This window comes from Methylococcales bacterium (assembly GCA_030949405.1).
In the GTDB taxonomy this organism is placed as follows: Bacteria; Pseudomonadota; Gammaproteobacteria; order Methylococcales; family Methylomonadaceae; genus WTBX01.
In genome coordinates this window covers 2,451,453-2,475,292 of sequence record JAUZSN010000002.1, presented here as the reverse complement: position 1 = coordinate 2,475,292, position 23,840 = coordinate 2,451,453, and the positions used below count along the sequence as shown (strand labels likewise).

The following is a 23,840-nucleotide window of genomic DNA, read 5'->3' as shown; positions in this document are numbered from 1 at the left end:
TGGTGAGATCAGTTTTTATACGCTAAGTCTCTTAAATAAAAAATTTCAGGTTTTTCAAAGTATAAAAGAGGGGTTGTATCCCTTTACTGAGTCTGTTTTAATTTAAGTTCTAGCGTATTTAACCTTGTAAAATATCATTGAATTATAGGCCAATGCAACCCTATATTAAAGGAATACTAAGGGGCGATATATCTCCCCTTCGGGTATTTTTAGGTTTAATCAACATTTTAATGGGTTAACATTGAAACGTATAATATCGACTTAGGATTTATTTTCAGCTTATTTTAAAGGGGTAGGCGAAACATTGAGCTTGTTATATTAGTGTATGACTCATAGAATAGTGTGATAACCGAGTTTTAATTTTTATCACCTATCGTTCAAATATAATGCAAATTCAATGGTATCCAGGCCACATGTACAAGGCTGGGAAAGAAATAAAAAAAACGTTATCGCATATTGATTTAATTATTGAAATTATTGATGCACGTTTACCTTTTAGTAGTGAAAACCCTAAGCTTGCTGAATTACGGGGGGATAAGCCGTGTATCAAATTATTGAGTAAAAGTGATTTAGCCGATGAAAAAATAACCGAATGCTGGCAGCAGTATTTTGAACAACAGCGGGGCGTTAAAACCTTAGCGATTAGTCGTGATTACCCCGAAAAAGCACGACAAATTCCCGTGCTTTGTCAGAAAATGTTGCCTTTAAAGGCGAAGGGAAAAGCCATTCAAGTGCTTATTATGGGGATTCCCAATGTAGGAAAATCCACCTTAATTAATTTATTAGCGAATCGTATGATTGCCAAAACGGGTAATGAACCGGCGGTGACCAAATATCAGCAACGAATTGATCTAAAAAATGGCGTTGTTTTATTTGATACGCCAGGGATGATGTGGCCTAATGTTGAAAATAAAAATAGTGGGTATCGTCTAGCCATCACAGGGGCTATTAAAGATACGGCGTTACAGCATGATGATGTGGCTTTTTTTGCAGCCGAGTATTTATTAAAGGCTTACCCAGAGCGGGTTCAAGAGCGTTATAATTTAGAAACGTTACCCGCAACCGAGTCAGAATTAATGGATGCAATTGCGACTAGACGGGGGTGTTTTCGGACGGGTAAGCAAATTGATTATGATAAAACCGCTAAAATTTTATTGGCCGAATTACGGGCGGGTATCCTCGGTAGAATTACCTATGAAACCCCTGAGATGGTTGCTAAAGAAATGGTTGAATTAGCGGTTATTAGGGAGCAAAAAGCGGCTAAAAAACAAAAGAAAAAACGGACTTCACGACAACGTTCTAAAACTTAATCCACTAGTTAATTTATGAAATTTCAATTTACAGACCCTGCCACTCATTTTTCTGATGGTTTAGCCGTTATTAAAATTTACCATCAAACCTTACTTGAAAAAGGGGAGGTTCTTTTAGCCTTGATGGATGACATGAAAGATCAAACGATGAATAAATCATTAGCGAATCGCTGTATTGATTTACATTGCTTTTATTTTCATGCTAATCGTTTACACCATTTAGATGAAGAAGAGGCCTTGTTTCCCTTGCTTAAAAACCATTCGGAGTTTTATGATGGGATGATGGATTTACTTACTCAAGATCATGAAGAAATAGAATATGAATGGCAAGTATTGGCTGAAAATTTAGGAAACCCCGAACAAATTAGTGATTACAGTGCGTTACAAAAAAATGCCCTTGAATTTGAACGAAAACAGCGTGAACATTTAAATCGTGAGGAGGAAGATTTTCTACCCAGAGTAGCGGATCTCTTATCAAGTGCTGAAAAGGAACAAGCAGGTAAGAAAATGGCGGCGTTACGGCACCTAGGATGACGCTTGAAGTAAGGGGGTTAAATGGGAAGCCACACTTTGAGCTAATGCTTCAAGATTATAGCCTCCTTCTAAGACAGAGATAATGCGGCCCTCACAAAAGGTCTCAGCCGTTTTAACTAAGTGTTGCATTAGCCAATGATAATCATTTTCATCTAATTCAATGGATGAAAGGGGGTCATTCTTATGGGCATCAAAACCTGCTGAAATTAATAATAAGTCAGGTTTAAATGCGTTTAAAGCGGGAAAAATAAGCGTGCTATATTTTTTACGCACGCTCTCACCCGTTTCACCTGCCTGTAAAGGAACGTTAATAATAGTCCCCTTGCCTTTATGGGTAGGGGTACCTGTCCCTGGAAAATTGGGCATTTCATGGCTAGAGGCGTAAAAAACATTTGGATTATTTTCAAACGCAGCTTGTGTGCCATTGCCATGATGAACATCAAAATCGACAATGGCCACTTTTTTAATAGAAGGGTGTTGACGCGCATATTCAGCCGCGATGGCGACGGTATTGAAAAGACAAAACCCCATCGCCTGAGAGGGCATTGCATGATGCCCTGGGGGACGAATAGCACAAAAAGCATTTGTCGCCTTTTGATTTAAAAGATGATCAACCGCATCGCAGACGCAATCAATGGCGCGGAAGGCGGCTTTAGCGGAGTCGGGCGAAATAACAGTGTCCCCCTCATCTAATACGGCATAATCATGTTTGGGAACCGTCTTTAAAATATGAGCTAATAACGCGGGGGTATGAATCAACTGAATATTTTTTTGAGTATCCTCGCGGTGAGGTGCCTTTAAAAAGCGTAAGTTTTTAAATTCATCCCCAGTCAATGCGTTATTAATAGCGGTTAAGCGAGCGGCTGTTTCAGGATGACCTACCCCCGTATCATGCTGTAAAAAAATAGCATCATTATAATAAAGTGTTGTCATGACGTTAATTAAATCTCATCGTTGTTACGCTCAATTGAATGCCTCCGCCCGCATTAATAGTTGATCCTAGTTTATAACTAAATTATCCAACATAAAATTGACGCATCATTCCAAGGTCTTCATGTTCCAAAATGTGGCAATGATAGAGAAAAAAACCTTTATAATCTTCAAAAGGTTTAATAATTTCAACTTCTTCACCGGGCATGACCAACACGGTATCTTTCCAGCCGTTATCAATAAAGCCTTTGTTTACGGTTGCATAGTCAGTTTCATCGTCTCCCTTATAAGTTCGAGATAAAATTTGATATTGCTGACCATGTAAATGAATAGGGTGTGCCATTGACATCATTCCGCCCATCATCCCCATTCCTCCGCCGGATGAATGCTCATGAAATATTTTTATTTTTTTATGCGATCCGAGTTCAACTTGTTCCATTTTGGTCACCCTATCCATAGAAAAGGAGCGACCATTAATGAGTGCCGACATGCGCCCCATTGATAAAGCAATCGGTAACGGATTATTGGCATTATTAACATCATGCTCACTAAAACGTTTAATCGGGGCTAATTGCGTGGGTAATTTAGGCGAATCATTAACAATTTCGGTGACTTTAAAGCGGGCTATTTTGAATTTAGAGCCGGTTTCAATTCCCCGTGATCCCATCCGAGCATACATCATTGACATCACGCCTTCATAAGGAAGACTATAGAGTTTAAGCTCTGACCCTAATTCGCGCCCACTAAAATCAATCCATAAATCTAAACGTTCAGCGGGTGCAAGCATGACATAGGGACGTATTTCAGGTTTTTCTAATAAGCCGCCATCCGTTCCTATAACCGTTATCGGTGAGCCATCATCCCACGCTAATTTATAAATACGAGCATTAGAACCATTTAACGCCCGTAAACGATACGCACGCGATTTAACGGAAAATTCAATATTAGGTTTTCCATTCACCATGATGATGTCGCCTAAAAACCCCATCATTCGTTCAGGCATTCGTCTAACATAGGCGAGTTGATTCTCCGAATCAAAAGATCGATCTTGAATAACGAAGGGTAAATCATATTCCCCTGTGGGTAATTCTAATTTTTTTTCAATTTCATCGGTTACTCTAATCAGTCCAGAGAGTCCGTTATAAACTTGTCGTCCTGTTTCGCCGTGAGTATGGGAATGATAAAAATTAGTGCCGGCACGATTTAAGACTTCAAATTCATAAACAAATTGTTGCCCTGATTGAATCGCATACATGGGGTGGCCGTCACTTTTTTTGAGGAACATGCAAACCATGCCAATGAATAATAGACGGCTCATCTAACAGGTTATTAAAAAAAACACGAACTTTTTGGCCTTGTTGTAAATTAATGATAGGGCCTAAGTAATTGTTTTTTAAATTTAAAAGTGTTTTGGGATCGCCTGTTAAAACTTTGGCCGAATATTTTTGAACGGCCGTTTTTTTTTCCATGATTTAAAATCTGAACAAAATCATTCTTTGCTGTAAATTCTAGCTCGACATCGGCTTTAAAATGGGTATTAATCGTGCCTTTAGGGGCTTGTGTATTGGCTAATAATAAGGCGGGGAATGCAGCAGATGCAATGCCTAAACTTGAATACTTTAAAAACTGTCTTCTTTGAGTGCTATAAGTTGTCATGATCTAGCTATTAAATAAGTAGTTAGTAATATACTAAACATTACGCTTATTTATCTTTGCTGGCAACTCTCTATTTTAAAGAATAATGAAATGGAAGGTTTTAATGAGTATGTTCATGGAAAATTGCTTCTTTACCAATATTAGCGGCTTCGACTGAAACCCCATATTTATAAACCATCAATCCCCCTAAATCCGCCCCTAATACAATTAAAACGGATAAAATAGCGGAGATAATAAGATAAAAAATATTAATTTCACCTTTAATTTTTCCATGTGCAAGCAAGCGCCATCCTGATAAAATCGTTGCTAAAGTCAGTACGGATAGACCCAGTATTTGATGCCGAGTCATAATTTCATGAACGTCTTCGGCATGTCCGACTGATTCAGCCGCAAAAAAACCTGCTATGACGGTAAATAAAGCACTTAGGGTTCCTAAGTAAAGTAATCCACCTGCAATATCACGCCAGTGTGTCTTTTTTAACAGTGAACCAAGAAGATCAACAAGAAAAAAACTAATTAACAGTGCGATTGGAAAATGAACAAACAGAGGATGAATATTATTCATCTCAGAAATTCCAGGCACAATGAGTGTGAAGATTTCGGTTAATGATTTTCCAGAAAGACTTTCAAGAAAACTTAACAAAACTTCAATATTTCCCGCGATACCCTCATGGTCTGAACCACCATGTAGTTGAAAGGATAAAAAATTATTGACATTCATTGTGCATTCAGTAGAAAAATTTAAAAAAGTGATAAAGCTTAATAGCCGCTATCGTCAATAGCGTCTATTATGCGATTAAAAATTATAAAATTAACGCAATCAATTTAAGTTTTAAACTAAAAACTATTCAAAAGTTTGGTATCCTTCATTTAACCCGTTAACACAAAAGTTATTTACGCTTTATTTTTAAAACGGGTTAACGTGAAAAAGGTTCTTACGGGTAACTATCTAATTTAGACAGTAAACCAAAAATGAAGGAAGGCAAATGTTTATTTTATTGAGTTAGAGTGCGTTAACCCTTTATTTTATTTGAGAATGGGAAATTTTTCACGTGATTCATCCACACGTTCACGTAGTTCCTTTCCTGGTTTAAAGTGAGGAACATACTTGAGCGATAAGGCCACTGCACCGCCAGTTTTTGGGTTTCGACCCATACGAGGTGGGCGGTAATGGAGTGAAAAACTACCAAAGCCTCTAATTTCAATTCTATCGCCACTTGATAGTGATTGACTCATTTGTTCAATAATACATTTAACAACCAGTTCAACATCTTTAGTTGCTAAATTAGGTTGTTGTTTAGCAAGTGTTTCAATTAATTCTGATTTTGTCACTTTTTACCCTGTGAAAAAGAAAATCAGCTGTCATATTGTATAAATTTGACAGCTGATTTAGGTATAGCAATTGAATAATTTTATAAGCACTATTTTGATTAGAAGAGATTAATAGGTCTCTAAAAATTAAAAGTGATTACAGTTTTATTTATCCATTTGTTTAAAAATATCACCCAACGTCGCAGTCCCTGCCGATTGTTTAGAGTAATCTTTAAGTGCGCTGGATTCTACATCGTTATCTTTTGCTTTGATAGAAAGAGAAATTGATTTACTTTTCTTATCTACGCCAACAAATTTAGCTTCGATTTGATCGCCTTCTTTCAATAACGTACGCGCATCTTCTACACGGTTGCGTTGAATTTCAGAAGCGCGTAAATAGCCTTCAATATTATCTGCTAAGGTAATAACCGCGCCTTTAGCATCCACTTCTTTAACGATTCCTGTAATTAAACTGCCTTTTTCATTGGCTGCAATATAATTTTGGAATGGGTCTTGTTCTAGTTGTTTAACGCCTAATGAAATACGCTCTCTTTCTGGGTCTACTGCAAGGATGATGGTTTCAACTTCATCGCCTTTTTTGTAGTCACGAATGGCTTCTTCATCATGTTCTTTCCATGAAATATCAGACATGTGAACCAAGCCGTCAATGCCGCCTTCCAAACCAATGAATATACCAAAATCAGTAATAGATTTAATTTTACCGCTGATTTTTTCGCCTTTATTATGCGTGGCTGCAAATTCTTCCCAAGGATTAACTTTACATTGTTTCATGCCTAAAGAAATACGACGACGTTCTTCATCAATTTCTAAAATCATGACTTCAACTTCGTCACCTAATTGAACTACTTTAGCTGGATTAACATTTTTGTTCGTCCAATCCATTTCAGAGACGTGAACTAAGCCTTCAACGCCTTCTTCAATTTCAACAAAACAACCGTAATCGGTCAAGTTATTAACTTTACCAAAGACACGTTGGCCTGCTGGGTAACGGCGAGCAATATTTTGCCAAGGATCTTCACCCATTTGTTTCATACCTAATGAAACACGCGTTTTTTCTTTATCAAATTTTAAAACTTTAACTTGAACTTCTTGACCAATTTCAACACATTCTGATGGGTGACGAACTCTACGCCATGCCATGTCGGTAATATGTAATAAACCATCAATACCACCTAGGTCGATAAAGGCACCGTAGTCTGTTAAGTTTTTAACGATACCCGCAACGATTGCGCCATCTTCCAGCGTTTTCATTAACTCTTCACGTTCAGCACTGTATTCTTTTTCGACAACAGCACGACGAGATAGAACAACATTGTTACGTTTTTGGTCAATTTTGATGACTTTGAACTCAAGATCGCGTCCTTCTAGGAAGGTCGTATCACGAATAGGACGAATATCAACAAGTGAACCTGGCAAGAAGGCACGTAAAGCCCCGACGGCAACCGTAAAACCACCACGGACTTTACCGTTAATACGTCCTGTAATTGTTTCTTCATCTTCAAACGCTTTTTCTAACTCAACCCACGCTTTATTTTTCTTCGCTTTATCACGAGAAAGTAATGTTGAACCCAAACCGTCTTCAAATAAATCTAAAGCAACTTCAACTTCATCACCGATTTCAACTTCTAGGTCGCCATCAGGATTTAAAAATTGCCATTTAGGAATCACACCCTCTGATTTTGCCTGCGTACTTACGATGACATATTCATTTTCGATGTCGAGGACGGTCCCCAGTAACATTGCACCCGGACGCATTTCCGTCTGGGCTAAACTTTCTTCAAATAATTCAGCAAAGCTTTCGCTCATTGTCTTCATTCCTATGCTTGCTAACGCTCAAACAAGCTATTTTTTCTAGTAGTTAATAAAAAGCTGTTATTTAACAGCCATGAAATCCATTACATTAATGGATAAAATTTAGTATTTTGTCGATGACTTCAGTAATTGATAAGTCAGAAGAGTCGATATACAACGCATTTTCAGCTTTAACTAAAGGTGCGGTTTTACGTTCTGTATCCCGTTTATCTCGTGCTTGTATCTCATCAGTTATACGAGCAAGATTAGCATCTATTCCTTTTTCAATCAACTGTTTATAACGTCGTTTTGCTCTTGTTTCAGCACTGGCGGTTAAATAGACTTTATTTTTTGCGGTTACAAAAACCACGGTTCCCATGTCACGGCCATCAGCAACTAAACCTGGTCGTTGTTGAAACGCTTGTTGTTTTGCTAATAATATCGTTCTAACTTTAGGAATAGCAGCAACAATAGAGGCGGTATGCGCGGTTTTTTCTAAGCCTAATTTGGCCGTAATATCGACGTTGTTAAGTTTGACTTTTAATTCATCACAACACTCAAACGCTAGATTAAGGGTTTCAGCTAGATGGGTAACCGCTTCGATATTGTTTAGGTCAACGTTCTGTTGTAAACAGGCAATACCTAAGGCACGATAAATTGATCCGCTATCCAAATAATGCCAACCGAGTTGTTTGGCGATAGCCCGACTTACGGTTCCTTTTCCAGCACCACTCGGCCCATCTATGGTTAAAACAGGGATCATTTATGATTGCTCGTCAATTGTAGCCCTAAAGAGGTGGCTAATTCCCGAAATTCTGGAAATGAGGTGTTAACATTGGCGCAATTTTCAATGGTAATCGGTGCGGTTGCTTTTAATCCTGCGATAGAAAAGGCCATTGCAATACGGTGATCGCCATGTGAAATAACCTGACCGCCTCCGATTTTTCCACCATTAATAATCATGCCATCCTCCGTAACTTGTGCGTCAACGCCTAATGTATGTAAACCATCCGCCATGACTTGAATCCGATCACATTCTTTAACGCGTAACTCTTCAGCCCCAGTTAATATGGTTTGTCCTTTAGCACAGGCGGCGGCGACAAATAATACGGGAAATTCATCAATAGCCAGAGGGACTAAGGACTCAGGAATAACAATTCCTTTTAATTCGCTGGTTACAACTCGTAAATCAGCCACAGGTTCGCCCCCCACCTCACGTGGGTTTAGGATGCTAATGTTTGCCCCCATTAACTGTAAAATATCAATGATGCCCGTACGCGTCGGGTTCATGCCGACATGTCGTAAGGTAACGTCGGAATTTTGAGCAATGGATGCGCCTACCAAAAAGAAGGCGGCAGAGGATATATCACTTGGGACATCGATATTGGCGGCTGTTAATGTTCCTTTATTATTTATGCTGGCTTGGCTGCCATCGCGTTTAACAGGGTAACCAAAACCGTTTAACATTCGTTCGGTATGATCGCGAGTAGGCGCAGGTTCTGTAATAGAGGTTTCACCCGTGGCATACATTCCTGCTAATAATAAGCACGATTTAACTTGCGCACTTGCCATTGGAAGGGTGTATTTTATACTGTTTAACTGCGTTGTACCTTTTATATGTAAAGGGGCTGAACCATCGGCTTGTGTTTCAATTTGAGCCCCCATAAGTGCTAAGGGGTCGGTAACACGACGCATAGGGCGTGATGAAAGTGATTCATCGCCCGTTAAAGTACAATCAAAGTCTTGTCCTGCTAATAAGCCACTTAATAGCCGCATTGATGTGCCTGAATTGCCTAAATCCAAGGGCTCTTTAGGGGCTTTTAATCCATGCTTACCCACGCCTTTAATGGTTACTTTTCCTTCAATAGGATCTGTAATTTCAACGCCCATGGCTCTAAATGCTTTTAAGGTAGACATCGCATCTTTCGCATTTAAAAAGCCCTCAACATGGGTGACGCCTTCTGCTAAAGAGCCGAGCATAATTGAACGGTGTGACATGGATTTATCACCAGGAACTCTAATTTCACCGTTGAGAGAGAGGCTTGGCTGTACTATGAAGGTAATCGATTTTGACATATTGGGTTTATTTTTAAAGGAATAATCATTTATGTAAGACTGTAAAGGTGCGGTAGTTTACACTTTTTAGCTTTATAGTTAAAGCAGTCCGTTAACTTAACTAAGAGGGACGGAAGGTTAAGTCGTGGGAAAAGAGCTGTCGAAAAACAGCTCTTTAATATTTTTTACTTTTTATTCAATTAAAGCAATACTGAGTACTTTAAATGAAGGCTGTTGGCCTTCAATAGCAGGAAAATATTTTAAAATAATAGCATAGGCTTTTCCATCACTTTCATCCGTAACTCGTGGAACAATGACGTTCTGAGTGGCAGGATCATAAGTAGCTTGGTAAGTATCCGTTATATCATTTAAACTTAAGGCGTTTAAATTACCTAGAATAAACTGCAATGACTCTTTGTTTTCAGGGTCTATCGTCAAATCTGCTTGGAATAATTCATTGAAAACATTCACTTTAGGAATGATTAATTTTCCTGTGGTTGAATTAAAACGAGCTGATTTTGTTGCGGCTTCTTGAGAAAGTAAGGGGTTAAGCCCTGTGCCTGTGACCTGAATAGTATATTGATCGTCACTAAAAGGAAAAATAGAAATATATTTTTCTGTGGTGGTATAAAGTTTAGGCGTAGGTGGTGTTGCCCCATCTTTACCTGTAATTGGACGCCCAGGTCGCTCTAAAACAACAGTTCCCGCACCACAACCATTGTCCCCTTGAACATTATTTTTTCCAATCAAGGGAGATGAAATAGCGAATAAATATTTTTTAGCGGTTCCACCTACGCCGATATTAACGGAATTGGTGGTATCAAAACATGGATCAACAATCCCAATTAAAGCCTCATCAAAAAAACCTGCACGATAAGCTAAGTACAAATGATTGGACTCACCAGCACTTGAAATCCCCGTAATAATCGGGTCACCTGATAAATCATTTTTCCCGCCTGTTTCATCAACCCAACGCTCAAAAATAAAATTAGCTTTTTTTTCCATTTCGGTAGTAATTAATGCACTATCAAAGACGTAAAGAACCCAGTTTTTTTCACCAAAACAAGCACTTCCTCGTGGACACATTTCGAGGGTAATCATTTCATTGCCTTCACTCGCAAACGAATACCAATCTTTATCTCTAGGACTATGTAAATGACCTCTAATTTTTTGAGAGGAATTTAATGGGGTGGCTTGTGCAAAAAGGTCATTAAATTCAATGTCGGTATTATCAAAAGGGGTGCTACCATCAGGGTATTCAAAAATAGTATTACCTGCGGCATCTAATGGGTTTCCAATAATTGAAATATTCAATATAGCCGCTGTTTTTTGACCAAAATTACCTGCATAAGTGTAGTTAAATGTATCCGCCGTGACTTCCCCTGCTTTTAACTTTAAAACACTGGGCGCATCCTTAAAAAGCGTGTACGTAAAGTTTCCATCAGCATTGAGCAGTAAAAAACCATGCTCACTACTCGGGCTACTGGTTAGTCTAAGACTGTTAGCATTTTCAGCCGTGGTGCGATTGGTTACTTTGGCGTTAATAATAGGGAGTTCTTTTCCATCATCCCTAATGGTAAAGGTATCCGAGGGCGTTTCATTATCAATCGGATTGAAGATTGTATTTCCAGCGGCATCAATAGGGTTGCCTATGATATTAACATTAAGCTTTGCGACCGCAGATTGCCCAAGCCCATCAAAGAAAGTATAGGTAAAACTATCGACAATAACATCACCAAACTTTAGAGAAGCAAGGATCGGCGCACCATCATAAAGTGTATACGTAAACGTGCCATCAACATTTAAGCTTAAAAAACCATATTGGCTTCCAGCCAAACTATTAAGCTGAACTGTTTTTTTATTGGTTGTTGCATCAACGGGAGCGGTACTATTGGTACTAATTTCATCATTATTAACGACATCCCCAGAGGCTGTGGGAATACTATTGGTTCTAACAACGACACTGTCGTCCCGTGCAATTGCGATGGTTGACGTGGGCGGAGGCGGAGTAGTTTCAGTTAACTTAGAAATTAATTGAATGGTTAGTTTTGCGGTTGATTTTTCATTGACGGTATTAAAGGCCGTGTATTCAAAAACATCACTGACTTGTTGATCTTCAACTAAACCATCGATACCACTGCCGCTTGCAAAAAGTGTATAAGTATATTCTCCCGTTGTTTTTAGTTCTAATGCCCCGTATTGCCCAATGAGAGAGCTTTTGATGGTTGCACCAATACTGTCTAAATCATTACTTAAAACATTATCGGTTGTGCTGGTTTGAACACCGATGACTAAAGAAGCAAAATCATCACTGGCTTGGGGCGGTGGAATGACCACCACAACGGGCGCGACTGTTGTCGTATCAGTTGGTGTTGTTGTATCTGTTGGTGTGGGTGTTACGGTGGTTACAGGGGTAACTGTAACAGGAGGGTCTATAAACAGAAAATCTGCGATTATATTTGGAGAGCAAAGAAGCAAGAAAATGCTGGTTGCGAGTTTATTTTTTTTCATGAGAAGGTTTCCTATAAAATATAACAATGGCGTTTAAATGCTTAATCTAACTTTTACAATAAATGAATCGTAAGGATTAACATTATCAAAAAAATAATATTATTTTATGCGCATTGTTTGCTAGTTAGTATAGGCTAATAAAAAAACTATGAGATAGGATTATTCTGCATTTACAACCCTTAAATTGTCAATTAAGGAGGAGTATTAAAAGATAAATTTGCGAAGTGAGTCTAAAGTTACGCTCAATGAGGCTTTAGAAAGGCAGATTGAGTGATAGAAAACCGCCCATAAATTTGAAAAAAATAGGAGCGGTTTATCCAAAAATATTATATTAAGTATCAGGCGTTAGGTTAGTTTTTCCACGCTTAGATTTTGAACTGACTCGTTTTTTATTTTTAGACTTTAGTTTCGCTTCCTCATTGTAATGCGATATTTTAAGAGCTTGACCTACGACTCTAATTCTTTTCAAGGATTGAAAAAGTTCTTTAGGCATACCGGAGGGAAGCTCTATAGTACTGTAATTTTCTTCAATTTTAATGGAGGCAATATGTTGTCCATCAATGCCTGCTTCATTGGCAATAGCTCCCACAATATTACCTGGCTTTACGCCATGACTGTGTCCCACTTCAATACGAAATAACTCCATATCAACCCCTGTTTCTTTACGAGGTTTAGTTCGACGCTCTTGTTTTCTGTCCCCTCGATCGCCTCGGTCGCCTCTGTCTTTCGTCGATTTGTTCTCTGAGCGTTGCGGTCTTTTAGGGGGATTTTTTAGCAATAAGGGCGTATTACCTTGAACTAGATAGGCTAGTGATGCGGCAATTTCAATGGCAGGAATATCATGCTCATGTTGATATTGCTCAATAAGCTGGGTATAAAAACCAAGTTCTTCTGCGGCTAAGGTATCACTAATGCGTTGTTTAAAACGACTAATTCGGGTGTTATTAATAATTTCAGTTGAAGGGAGTTGCATTTCTTCAACTTTTTGTTTAGTCGCTCGCTCAATATTACTGAGTAAGCGTTTTTCTCGAGGAGAAACAAATAAAATAGCGTCGCCTGTACGACCTGCTCGTCCTGTTCGTCCTATACGATGAATATAAGCTTCCGTATCATAAGGGATGTCATAATTGATAACATGACTAATCCGTTCAACATCTAAGCCTCGTGCTGCGACATCGGTGGCGATTAAAATATCAACACGACCGCGCTTTAAATTTTCAATAGTGCGTTCACGTAATGCTTGAGATAAATCCCCATTAATAGCGGCGGCACTGTAGCCCCGTGCTTCCAGTTTTTCAGCCAATTCAACGGTAGCCGTTTTAGTTCTAACGAATATTATCATGCCATCAAATGTTTCCACTTCCAGCATTCGTGTCAGTGCATCGAGCTTGTGCAAGCCGCTAACATACCAATAACGTTGGCGAATAGTGGATGCTGTCGCTGTTTTAACCTTGATGGTCACTTCTTGTGGATTTTTTAAGTGTTTTTGAGCAATTTTACGAATAACTTGGGGCATCGTCGCTGAAAACAAGGCAATTTGACGTTGTTGTGGCGTTTGCTCAAGTATCCACTCAATGTCATCAATAAAGCCCATTTGTAACATTTCGTCGGCTTCATCCAACACCAAGCAAGTTAATGATTTTAATTTTAAGGTTCCACGGCGCATGTGATCCATCACTCTGCCAGGGGTTCCTACAACCACTTGAACGCCGCGTTTTAGCTGACGTAGTTGAATATTATAATCTTGTCCACCATAAATAGGTAAGACATGGAAACTTTTAATATTGGACGCGTAACGCTGAAAGGCTTCCGCAACTTGAATCGCAAGTTCTCGCGTCGGTGCAAGGACTAAAACTTGCGGTTGTTTTTGAGTAACATCTATTTTGGATAATAAGGGTAACGCAAAGGCGGCTGTTTTCCCTGTTCCTGTCTGCGCTTGCCCAATAACATCTTTCCCTGCCAAAATATAGGGGATCATTTTAGCTTGAATAGGAGACGGGGTTTCATACCCGACAGTATCCAATACTTTCAGGATGGGGTCTGACAGTGCTAAATCACGGAAAGAAGGTAAAGAGGAAACACTATCGGACATTGATGTACCTATGTTATTAAGGAGAAGGAATATTTAAGTGTGATAACACTAAATAAATATCTAACCGTTCATTATACAATATTTTTAGGTTAAATACGCAAACAAAAGTTATCAACTAGGTTTTATAGATTTGCTTGCTATAATAGACGGATTTTTATTTATGTCTATTTAGGACGAGAGGTTTTCATGATTCAAGGTAGTATCGTTGCTTTAGTGACCCCTATGAATAACGATGGTTCTGTTGATGAGAGCAGCCTAAAAAAATTGGTTGAGTTTCATATTTCACAAGGAACCGATGCCTTGGTTGCTGTTGGAACAACAGGTGAGTCGGCAACTTTAAGTGCCGATGAGCATTGTAAAGTTATTCGGTCAATTGTTCATTATGTTGAGGGACGAATTCCTGTGATTGCGGGAACGGGTGCAAATTCAACTTCAGAGGCCATTATGTTAACTGAAAAGGCGATGCAACTGGGTGTGGATGCTTGTTTGTTAGTAACGCCTTACTACAATAAACCCACTCAACAGGGGCTATATTTACACTATAAAGCCATTGCTGAAGCCGTGGATGTGCCGTTAATTCTATATAATGTTCCTGGGCGTACGGCTTGTGACCTGTTACCAGAAACGATAGCAAAACTGGCTAAAATTAAGACTATTGTCGGTGTTAAAGATGCGACGGGGGATTTAAGTCGAGTCCCACAAATACGTGATTTATGTGGGGATGAGTTTGCTATCTATAGTGGGGATGATGCTTCAAGTTGTGAGTTTTGTTTGGCGGGAGGTAATGGAACGATTACGGTAACGGGTAATCTTGCGCCTTGTTTAGTGCATAAAATGATTATGGCGGCCATAGATGGTAATAGAGAGGCAGCCCTTGCCATTGATGCGAAATTAACAGGACTGCACAAACACTTATTTATTCAGTCTAACCCTATCCCTGTAAAGTGGGCTGTGGCTAAAATGGGGTTGATTAAAATGGGGATTCGTTTGCCCTTAACGCCGCTTACGGATGATTGCTTTGAACTCGTTGAAAAAGCCATGCGCCAAGCCGAAGTTATTTAAAAAATAATAATGATTAAATTTAATAGAACAGGGTTTGTTTTTATTTCAACCGTGATGATCTTTGGGTTAACGAGCTGCGGCTTGAAAAGTTATTTTCCTGATAAAGAAAAGGACTATCAATTTAGCCAAGAAATTTCCCCGCTTACGCTTCCTAGTGATTTGAGGAATACCACCTTTAAACGTCAGCGAGTTAAACCTAAAGTAGATGAAACCGAAGCGGTAAAAGTTATAGCTGAAATGACGGCAGAGAATACGGTTAAAGAAACATCGGATAAATCCAAACCTATTGAGTATGTTGAAGTTGACAAGGCCGCCCTCAATGTAAATGCTCGTGAAGATATTGTTAGACCTGCCGATGAAGAGACGCAGGTAAATTTGGTTATGTTTGATGGCGGGGCAACACGGTTACGAATTAATGAAAACTTTTCTCCTATTTGGCGATTAGTGGGCAAAGCATTAAGTCGTAATCGTATTGAAATTACGAGTCGTAATAAAGCGGCGGGTCAATTTATCGTTCAATACGATCCGAATAAAACAGATTTTGTTGATGATAGTGTTAAAGATGAATTTTTGTTTATCTTTGCCGATAATCATTCACAAGAAAAAGAACTTAAAATTAGATTGGTTACGCATAATAATCACATTGAAGTGATTATTTTAGATGATGATAACCAACCTTTGTCTGATGGTGCAGGTTTAAAATTATTAAAATTATTATTTAGCACACTTCATACGGAATTGGCTGCTCAAAAATAATTAAAGGAATACGTTATGTTAAAAATTCTTGGGGCTTCGGCACTTTCAAATTTCAGAATCAATAAACTTTTAAATGAGTTAAAAACAATTGATCGTGGTTTTAAAACCGTGGTGGCTCAATATATACATTTTATTGAATCTGATAAAGCATTAACCGATAAGGAATTAGAAACCCTTAATCTATTGTTAGATTATGGTGAGGGACAGCAACATTTACCGGTGCAAGTTTTACAATTTATTGTTGCGCCACGCGCTGGAACCATTTCACCGTGGTCAAGTAAAGCCACAGAAATTGTGCAACGTTGTGGTTTGTCGGTGATTAAACGGGTAGAGCGGGGGGTTATTTATCGCATAGAGACGGAAGAGGCGTTATCTAAAGCGGTGCAAGAACGTGTTAAGGTTTTATTGCATGATCGAATGACTCAAACGATTGTCGATAATGAGGATGAATTAGATTTATTTACTACGCACCGTCCAAAACCGCTGACTAAAATTAATATTTTGGAGCAAGGTGTGGGTGCTTTACAAGCGGCCAATAGTGAATTAGGGCTAGCCTTATCCACGGACGAAATGAATTATTTAGTCGATGCCTTTGAAAAATTAGCGCGTAATCCAACCGATGTCGAATTAATGATGTTTGCACAAGCAAACTCCGAGCATTGTCGTCATAAAATATTTAATGCAGATTGGACTATTGACGGGGTTAAACAGGCGACTAGTTTATTTAGCATGATACGCAATACCGCTGAAAAAATGCCTGATAATATTTTATCGGCTTATAGTGATAATGCGTCCGTTATTACAGGGTCTCATACGCAGGTTTTTATCCGTAATTCGAAAACAGGGCATTACGGTTATATTGAAGAAGATGCGCATTTATTAATGAAGGTAGAAACGCATAATCATCCGACCGCTATTTCACCTTATTCAGGGGCGGCAACAGGATTAGGCGGTGAAATTCGTGATGAAGGCGCAACGGGAAGAGGGTCGTCAACGAAAGCAGGCTTAACAGGTTTTAGCGTTTCACATTTGAAAATGCCAGGGTATCCAAAGCCTTGGGAAGATAATAATGGCAAGCCTGAGCGAATCGCATCGGCTTTAGATATTATGCTTGATGCGCCTATAGGAGGGGCGGCGTTTAATAATGAATTTGGTCGGCCTAATTTAGCGGGTTATTTTAGAACTTTTGAGCAAACAACGGCTGAAAAAAATAAATTTAGCGGCTATCATAAACCCATTATGGTGGCAGGCGGCATGGGAAATATTCGCCCAATGCTGGTTGATAAAAAAGTCATTCCAGCGGGGTCTTTAATTATTATACTGGGCGGGCCTGCGATGTTAATTGGGTTGGGTGGAAGTGCCGCCTCATCACAAACATCAGGTGAAAGTGCTGCAGAATTGGATTTTGCCTCAGTACAGCGTGAAAACCCTGAAATGCAACGTCGTTGTCAGGAAGTCATTAATCATTGTAATTCGTTAGGCGATAAAACCCCGATTATTTCTATTCATGATTTAGGGGCGGGCGGGTTATCTAATGCGGTTCCTGAAATTATTAATGATTGTGGGCGAGGGGGAAATTTTGAACTACGTGATGTAAAAAATGCAGATTTGGGCATGTCACCGATGCAAATTTGGTGTAATGAAGCCCAAGAACGTTATGTATTAGCGATTAAACCCAAGTCATTGCCCTTATTTGAAGGCTTTTGTAAACGTGAACAATGTTTATATGCGGTCATAGGGAAGGCGACTCGAAAAAAACAGCTCACGTTAACGGATAAACTATTAACGGATAAGCCGATTGATATTCCTATGTCCGTGCTTTTTGGAAAATCACCTAAATTACATCGTGATGTCACACATAAGCACATAGAACTTACCCCTCTAAATCTTCGTGGAATTGTTTTAAAACGAGCGGTTGATCGCGTATTAGCTTTTCCTGTTGTTGCCGATAAAAGTTTTTTAATTCATATTGGAGATCGCTCCATTACAGGGCTTGTCGTGAGGGATCAAATGGTCGGTCCTTGGCAAGTGCCTGTTGCGGATGTGGCTGTTACTGCGTCAGGGTTTCATGCATTAACAGGGGAAGCAATGGCAATGGGAGAGCGAACCCCCTTAGCCTTAATTAATGCCCCTGCTTCTGGACGCATTGCTATTGGTGAAGCCTTGACTAATTTAGCGGCGGCAACGATTGCTAAATTGAGCGATATTAAATTATCCGCAAATTGGATGGCAGCCACTGGCTCTGAGGGAGAAGATGCCGCCCTTTTTGATACGGTTAAAGCGGTGGGTTTAGAATTATGCCCTCAACTGGGGATTGCCATTCCTGTTGGAAAAGATTCGTTATCCATGAAAACAGTTTGGATCGAAGATTCACAGCAAAAAACGATGACATCGCCCTTATCACTGATTATTACGGCATTTGCACCAGTGGTTGATGTCAGTCAAACATTAACACCGGAATTAAAAAACCAAGACAGTGAATTAATTTTAATTGATTTAGGTCAAGGGCAGAACCGTTTAGGCGGCTCTGTTCTCGCGCAAGTTTATAAGAAAATTGGGGATGAGTGTCCGGATTTAGATCATGCCGATTTATTAATTAATTTTTTCAATGCTATTCAATGCTTAAATGAACAAGGGTTATTACTAGCCTATCATGATCGTTCAGATGGGGGGTTATTAGCGACGCTCTGTGAAATGATGTTTGCGGGTCGGCTGGGAATAAATATTGAGTTGGATGCTTTAGGCGAAAATCATTTGCCGGCCTTATTTAATGAGGAACTAGGGGCGGTTTTACAAGTTAAAAAAGAAAATGTTGACCGAGTAATGGTATTATTAGCGGATGTTGACTTAGGGGGTTGCTCACATAGGTTGGGTCATATCCTTTCTAAACAACAGTTACAAATTAATTTTAATAATGAAATAATCTACAGCAGTACGCGTGCAGAATTACAACAAACATGGGCGGATGTTAGTTACCGAATGCAGGCATTACGTGATAATCCAGAGTGCGCGCGGCAACAGTTTGAAGAAATTAGTGACGATAATGACCCAGGGTTAAATGTTAATTTATCCTTTGATATTAATGAAAATATTATTGCAAACTTAGAAACGGCTTCTTGTCCTCACGTGGCTATTTTACGTGAGCAAGGAGTCAATGGGCATATCGAGATGGCAGCCGCTTTTGATAGAGCGGGGTTTCAAGCCATTGATGTTCATATGAGTGATATTATTGAGGGGCGCGTAAGATTATCAAGCTTTATAGGACTGGTCGCTTGTGGAGGCTTTTCTTTCGGAGATGTTCTAGGTGCAGGCGGGGGTTGGGCAAAGTCCATTTTATTTAATCCGCGTGCTCGAGCTGAATTTAGTGCTTTTTTTGAACGAACAGATACGTTTGGATTAGGCGTTTGTAATGGGTGCCAAATGCTATCAGCCTTAAAGGAACTTATCCCAGGAGCAGCGCATTGGCCTGCGTTTAAGCGTAATCAATCCGAACAATTTGAAGCACGAGTCACGATGGTTGAGGTACAAAAATCGCCCTCTATTTTCTTAGCAGGAATGGAAGGCTCTAAGTTACCCGTTGTTGTCGCGCATGGCGAAGGGCGAGCTGAGTTTTCAGGGAGAGATAGCGAAAAAGCACAAATTGCTTTAAGCTATGTTGATAATTATGGTGACATTACCGAATATTTCCCTGCAAATCCTAATGGTTCAGCGAATGGAGTGACAGGATTAACAACACTGGATGGGCGTTTTACTATTATGATGCCGCATCCTGAGCGATGTTTTAGAACGTTGCAAAATTCTTGGTATCCTGATGAATGGGAAGAGGATGGGGCATGGATGCGAATGTTTAGAAATGCACGGTTATGGGTTTCTAAATAAGATCTCTATATTAATGTTTAAAATTCATATTATATAAAATCAGTGGTCTCTTAATAAAATTTAAAGGATGGTATGAAATTTTTTTAATTTTTATTTTTAGTTGTTGTTTTGTATTCATTTCTGAGGCATTTATTATGCAAGAAAGTCTTTTTTTATGAAAACAATAGTGCTAGTTGATGATGTTCAATTTAATTTAACCTTGCTTTGGCATTTAGTTAAACGAATGGATGGTTTTTTGCCTATTGCATTCATAAAGCCAGAAGAAGCCTTAGAGTGGTGCTTAAACAATGATTATGAGTTAATTATTGTCGATTATATGATGCCAAAAATGAATGGTGTTGAATTTATTACTAAACTTAAAGCTTCGCCCAAGAAAAAAGATATTCCCATTTTAATGGTTACTGCAAATAATGTTTTAAGTGTGCGCTATCAGGCTTTAGAAGCGGGAGCCACCGATTTTTTAAACAAGCCTATTGATAAAACTGAGTTTAATATCCGTGTACAAAATATGCTGATATTACGTGACCATCAGCATAAATTAGCTGATAAGGCACTGTGGTTAAACAATGAAGTCATGAAGGCAACGAAAGAAATTCGTGAAAGAGAGACGGAAATAGTTTATCGTTTATCAAAAACGGCTGAATATCGTGATCCTGAAACAGGGGGGCATATTAAACGAATGTCACTTTACTCTAAACATATTGCCGTACAATTGGGGTTCTCTTTTTTAGAGCAGAATTTAATTTCACAAGCTGCCTCTATGCATGATATTGGTAAAGTCGGGGTGCCTGATGCGATTTTATTGAAACCTGGTCGGTTAGATATTGCAGAGTTTGAATTAATGAAAGAACATACAAAAATTGGCTATGAAATTTTAAATGGAAGTTCTTCACAGTTATTGCAAATGGGGGCTGAAATTGCGTTGAGTCATCATGAAAAATATGATGGTTCAGGTTACCCTTATGGATTAAAAGGTGAGGAGATTTCGATTTATGGGCGTATTATTGCTGTTGCTGATGTTTTTGATGCCTTGATTTCGGAGCGACCCTATAAGAAGGCGTGGCCATTAGAAAAAGTGATTGACTTTTTGAGTGAAAATACCTTCAAACATTTTGACCCTCTTTGCATTAATGCTTTTTTTAAAGAATGGGATAAAGTTTTAGAAATTCGTGCAACTTTTGATGACAAATAACACGATAGATAATGAAAATTGAATTTCTATGAAAAAATACCAGTTTGCGTTAAATCAACATGCCATTGTCAGTACCACTGATACTTATGGAAATATTACTGAGGTAAATGATAAGTTTTGCGAAGTCAGTGGCTATTCACGTACTGAGTTAATAGGAAAAAACCATCATATTATTAATTCTGGCTATCAAAATAAAACGTTTTTTTCAGAACTTTGGGGAAATATTCGTAGTGGGAAAATTTGGCATGGTGAAATAAAAAATAAAAAGAAAGATGGCTCTTTTTATTGGGTTAATCAGACTATTGTGCCTTTTTTAAATGTAAAAAAAGAGTGTTACGAATATGTTTCAATTTGCTCTGATATTACCCCTCAGAAAAATCAACAAAAACAATTGCAAGATAGTCGTTATTTTATGGAAAAAGTAACGGATACTATGGCTCAAGGTGTTTATGTTTTAGATGTCGATGGTTTGTGTACTTTTTGGAATAATGAAGCTGAAAAAATTTTAGGCTGGACAGAAAAAGAATTAAAAAATAAAAATTTGCACGAAATTATTCATTATCAAGATAAAAATGGTTTTAAAATATTAAAAGAAGATTGCCCAACCTTAAAGTGTATCTTAAATAAGCAAACTTACAGTTCAGAAACTGAGTTTTTTACCAGTAAAAAGGGTCATATTTTACCCATCAAAATTACGTCCGTCCCCTTACTTGAAAATAATCACTTAATGGGGAGTGTTGCCGTTTTTAATGATATTAGTGAACGAAGAGAAAATGAATTATTGCTTAATGAAGCTATGGTTAAAGCTCAGCAAGCAAATCAGGCGAAAAGTGATTTTTTAGCAAATATGAGTCATGAAATTCGGACTCCTATGAATGGTATTATTGGGATGACCGATTTAGCATTAGATACCAATCTTACTGAGGAACAGCGAAGTTACTTAGAAATTGTCAAAGAATCATCCTGTGCTTTATTAGCCATTATTAATGATATTTTAGATTTTTCTAAAATTGAAGCGGGTAAAGTAATTTTAGATAAGACGGGTTTTAATCTTGAAAAATTAATAGAAGAAATTTTGTTAACCTCGAAACAAAAAGTACAGGGTAAGAAAATAAATATAGTCAGTGATATTACGGTTCATTCGCAAATACCGACGTATCTTATTGGTGACCCCTTTCGGTTGAATCAAGTATTAACTAATTTACTCGATAATGCGATTAAATTTACAACTGAAGGTGAAGTTAAACTCAGTATTTTTTTGGAAGAAAAAAGTACACACCAGTGTTGTTTATTATTTACGGTAGCGGATACGGGAATAGGCATTACAGAAGATAAAAAAATGACGGTTTTTGAATCATTTTTGCAAGCAGACTCTTCTGTTTTAAGAAAATTTGGTGGCACAGGATTGGGACTTTCAATTTCTAAACAAATTGTAGAGTTAATGGGGGGACGAATTTGGCTGGAAAGTGAGAATAATGTTGGAAGTACGTTTTCATTTACAAGCTATTTTGAGTACAACGAATCTGATAAACAAATAAATTTAGAACAGGCCGTAACTAATTTTTATGACCTTGAATCGGATGATAAAGTTGAGTTATTAACTTTTCCAATTAAAAAAGAAATAAAAAAAATGACAGAAAAAGTAATGGATAAAAAATTAATGGTTTGCAATTGGGATGTCGTTGTAAAGCGTCTAGGAGGGACTGATATTTTAAAGATAGTGATTGAGATTTTTTTAGAAGAACAACACGGCTATTTAGAAAACATTAAAAATGCATTAGCGTTAAAAGATATAACCCAGCTTAAGAACGAATTACATACATTGAAAGGTGTTTGTTCAACTATTGGAGCTGACCAAGTTGAAAGTTTAATTAAAACGGCTGAAATGGTTATGACAGACGATGATGGATTAATTAAAGTCGTCGCTATTATTAGTGAAATTGAAACCAATATTGAAGCGTTAAATTTATTTTTAAATAATAAGCTTAAAGAATAGTTTTTAGTCTTGCTCTATTTTTGACCATAGGCATTGATTTTTACAGGCTTTATTAATGGCATCTAAGCGTTGCCTGTGTTGTTTTTTCTCATCATCGTTACAGGGAATAACGTTTAACGAGGTTCTGTTCGGTGAGATAAGCTGTATGGTTTGACTTTTATGGGTACTTGCTTGTGGATCATCTAACAAAGAAAATTGCCCGCCCGTCATTAGCAAATAAACATCGGCAAGAATTTCAGAATCAAGTAAAGCCCCATGTAAATCACGGTGACTATTGTTGATTCCATAACGTTTACAAAGAGCGTCTAAACTATTACGCTGCCCAGGATGTTTTTTTCTTGCATAAGCTAGGCTATCAAAGATAGGGTTATGATCGCCAATTTTTTTTAACTTACGATGAGTTAACTGGTATTCGTGATTTAGAAAACCGACATCAAAAGGGGCGTTGTGAATGATTAACTCAGCATTATTAATAAACGCGATAAAATCATCGACAATACTTGCAAACAGCGGTTTATCGTCTAAAAATTCATTCGTAATACCATGAACATCAATCGCTTCTTTATCAATGAGACGTTGGGGATTGATATAGGTGTGAAAATGATTGCCTGTTAAACGACGATTAATCAGTTCTACGCATCCAATTTCAATAATTCGGTGACCTTCTTTAGGATTGAGTCCTGTCGTTTCTGTATCTAAAACAATTTGTCTAAGCGTGCTGTTATTCATTTTAGAATCCGTTAA

At 38.2% G+C, this 23,840-nt stretch carries 16 protein-coding genes and 1 pseudogene; 7 read left to right on the top strand and 10 right to left on the bottom strand.

Going from position 1 to position 23,840, the window contains the following annotated elements:
- Positions 1 to 386 precede the first annotated feature (386 nt).
- A complete protein-coding gene (ylqF, locus tag Q9M50_12710) occupies positions 387 to 1,310 on the top strand; it encodes a ribosome biogenesis GTPase YlqF (protein MDQ7091471.1) in 924 nt (307 codons plus the stop codon).
- A 15-nt stretch (positions 1,311 to 1,325) separates the two neighbouring features.
- Positions 1,326 to 1,844, top strand: a complete 519-nt coding sequence (locus Q9M50_12705; protein MDQ7091470.1) for a hemerythrin domain-containing protein — start codon at positions 1,326 to 1,328, stop codon at positions 1,842 to 1,844.
- Here Q9M50_12705 and Q9M50_12700 read toward each other — a convergent pair.
- From Q9M50_12700 to Q9M50_12660, 9 genes and pseudogenes are all read right to left on the bottom strand, one after another.
- Complete coding sequence (locus Q9M50_12700; protein MDQ7091469.1) at positions 1,836 to 2,777, bottom strand: histone deacetylase family protein; 942 nt, start codon at positions 2,775 to 2,777, stop codon at positions 1,836 to 1,838. The genes Q9M50_12705 and Q9M50_12700 overlap by 9 nt on opposite strands.
- Positions 2,778 to 2,859: 82 nt before the next feature.
- Positions 2,860 to 4,430 (bottom strand): annotated as a pseudogene (locus Q9M50_12695) (multicopper oxidase domain-containing protein).
- 100 nt (positions 4,431 to 4,530) lie between these two features.
- On the bottom strand, positions 4,531 to 5,151 hold the full coding sequence (locus Q9M50_12690) for a DUF2231 domain-containing protein (protein MDQ7091468.1): 621 nt from the start codon (positions 5,149 to 5,151) through the stop codon (positions 4,531 to 4,533).
- Between the two features lie 305 nt (positions 5,152 to 5,456).
- Positions 5,457 to 5,762 (bottom strand): integration host factor subunit beta, encoded by a 306-nt coding sequence (locus tag Q9M50_12685; GenBank protein ID MDQ7091467.1) that lies wholly within the window; start codon positions 5,760 to 5,762, stop codon positions 5,457 to 5,459.
- 144 nt (positions 5,763 to 5,906) lie between these two features.
- Positions 5,907 to 7,568: a 30S ribosomal protein S1 gene (rpsA, locus tag Q9M50_12680; protein MDQ7091466.1), complete on the bottom strand. Its 1,662-nt coding sequence runs from the start codon at positions 7,566 to 7,568 to the stop codon at positions 5,907 to 5,909.
- Positions 7,569 to 7,662: 94 nt separating this feature from the next.
- Positions 7,663 to 8,316 (bottom strand): (d)CMP kinase, encoded by a 654-nt coding sequence (gene cmk, locus Q9M50_12675; GenBank protein ID MDQ7091465.1) that lies wholly within the window; start codon positions 8,314 to 8,316, stop codon positions 7,663 to 7,665.
- Entirely contained in the window at positions 8,313 to 9,629 is a 1,317-nt protein-coding gene (gene aroA / locus Q9M50_12670) for a 3-phosphoshikimate 1-carboxyvinyltransferase (GenBank protein ID MDQ7091464.1), read from the bottom strand. Before aroA ends, cmk begins: the two co-directional genes overlap by 4 nt.
- A gap of 171 nt (positions 9,630 to 9,800) precedes the next feature.
- On the bottom strand, positions 9,801 to 12,119 hold the full coding sequence (locus tag Q9M50_12665; protein MDQ7091463.1) for a VCBS domain-containing protein: 2,319 nt from the start codon (positions 12,117 to 12,119) through the stop codon (positions 9,801 to 9,803).
- Between the two features lie 331 nt (positions 12,120 to 12,450).
- A complete protein-coding gene (locus Q9M50_12660; protein ID MDQ7091462.1) occupies positions 12,451 to 14,211 on the bottom strand; it encodes a DEAD/DEAH box helicase in 1,761 nt (586 codons plus the stop codon).
- Positions 14,212 to 14,397: 186 nt separating this feature from the next.
- On the opposite strand from Q9M50_12660, the gene dapA reads away from it, so the two are divergent.
- The 5 genes from dapA (at position 14,398) to Q9M50_12635 (ending at position 23,096) form a co-directional block, all read left to right on the top strand.
- Positions 14,398 to 15,273, top strand: a complete 876-nt coding sequence (dapA, locus tag Q9M50_12655; GenBank protein MDQ7091461.1) for a 4-hydroxy-tetrahydrodipicolinate synthase — start codon at positions 14,398 to 14,400, stop codon at positions 15,271 to 15,273.
- Positions 15,274 to 15,282: 9 nt separating this feature from the next.
- On the top strand, positions 15,283 to 16,029 hold the full coding sequence (gene bamC, locus Q9M50_12650) for an outer membrane protein assembly factor BamC (GenBank protein MDQ7091460.1): 747 nt from the start codon (positions 15,283 to 15,285) through the stop codon (positions 16,027 to 16,029).
- Between the two features lie 15 nt (positions 16,030 to 16,044).
- Positions 16,045 to 19,908 (top strand): phosphoribosylformylglycinamidine synthase, encoded by a 3,864-nt coding sequence (purL, locus tag Q9M50_12645; GenBank protein ID MDQ7091459.1) that lies wholly within the window; start codon positions 16,045 to 16,047, stop codon positions 19,906 to 19,908.
- A 154-nt stretch (positions 19,909 to 20,062) separates the two neighbouring features.
- Entirely contained in the window at positions 20,063 to 21,100 is a 1,038-nt protein-coding gene (locus tag Q9M50_12640) for a response regulator (GenBank protein MDQ7091458.1), read from the top strand.
- Between the two features lie 28 nt (positions 21,101 to 21,128).
- On the top strand, positions 21,129 to 23,096 hold the full coding sequence (locus tag Q9M50_12635; protein MDQ7091457.1) for a PAS domain S-box protein: 1,968 nt from the start codon (positions 21,129 to 21,131) through the stop codon (positions 23,094 to 23,096).
- 3 nt (positions 23,097 to 23,099) lie between these two features.
- Here the strand turns inward: Q9M50_12635 and dnaQ are convergent, their stop codons facing one another.
- Positions 23,100 to 23,825, bottom strand: a complete 726-nt coding sequence (gene dnaQ, locus Q9M50_12630; GenBank protein ID MDQ7091456.1) for a DNA polymerase III subunit epsilon — start codon at positions 23,823 to 23,825, stop codon at positions 23,100 to 23,102.
- Between the last annotated feature and the right edge of the window lie 15 nt (positions 23,826 to 23,840).

Coding starts and splice junctions, on each gene's coding strand:
- ylqF (MDQ7091471.1), top strand. CDS start 387: ATGCAAATTCAATGGTATCCAGGCCACATGTACAAGGCTGGGAAAGAA.
- Q9M50_12705 (MDQ7091470.1), top strand. CDS start 1,326: ATGAAATTTCAATTTACAGACCCTGCCACTCATTTTTCTGATGGTTTA.
- Q9M50_12700 (MDQ7091469.1), bottom strand. CDS start 2,777: ATGACAACACTTTATTATAATGATGCTATTTTTTTACAGCATGATACG.
- Q9M50_12690 (MDQ7091468.1), bottom strand. CDS start 5,151: ATGAATGTCAATAATTTTTTATCCTTTCAACTACATGGTGGTTCAGAC.
- rpsA (MDQ7091466.1), bottom strand. CDS start 7,568: ATGAGCGAAAGCTTTGCTGAATTATTTGAAGAAAGTTTAGCCCAGACG.
- cmk (MDQ7091465.1), bottom strand. CDS start 8,316: ATGATCCCTGTTTTAACCATAGATGGGCCGAGTGGTGCTGGAAAAGGA.
- aroA (MDQ7091464.1), bottom strand. CDS start 9,629: ATGTCAAAATCGATTACCTTCATAGTACAGCCAAGCCTCTCTCTCAAC.
- Q9M50_12665 (MDQ7091463.1), bottom strand. CDS start 12,119: ATGAAAAAAAATAAACTCGCAACCAGCATTTTCTTGCTTCTTTGCTCT.
- Q9M50_12660 (MDQ7091462.1), bottom strand. CDS start 14,211: ATGTCCGATAGTGTTTCCTCTTTACCTTCTTTCCGTGATTTAGCACTG.
- dapA (MDQ7091461.1), top strand. CDS start 14,398: ATGATTCAAGGTAGTATCGTTGCTTTAGTGACCCCTATGAATAACGAT.
- bamC (MDQ7091460.1), top strand. CDS start 15,283: ATGATTAAATTTAATAGAACAGGGTTTGTTTTTATTTCAACCGTGATG.
- purL (MDQ7091459.1), top strand. CDS start 16,045: ATGTTAAAAATTCTTGGGGCTTCGGCACTTTCAAATTTCAGAATCAAT.
- Q9M50_12640 (MDQ7091458.1), top strand. CDS start 20,063: ATGAAAACAATAGTGCTAGTTGATGATGTTCAATTTAATTTAACCTTG.
- Q9M50_12635 (MDQ7091457.1), top strand. CDS start 21,129: ATGAAAAAATACCAGTTTGCGTTAAATCAACATGCCATTGTCAGTACC.
- dnaQ (MDQ7091456.1), bottom strand. CDS start 23,825: ATGAATAACAGCACGCTTAGACAAATTGTTTTAGATACAGAAACGACA.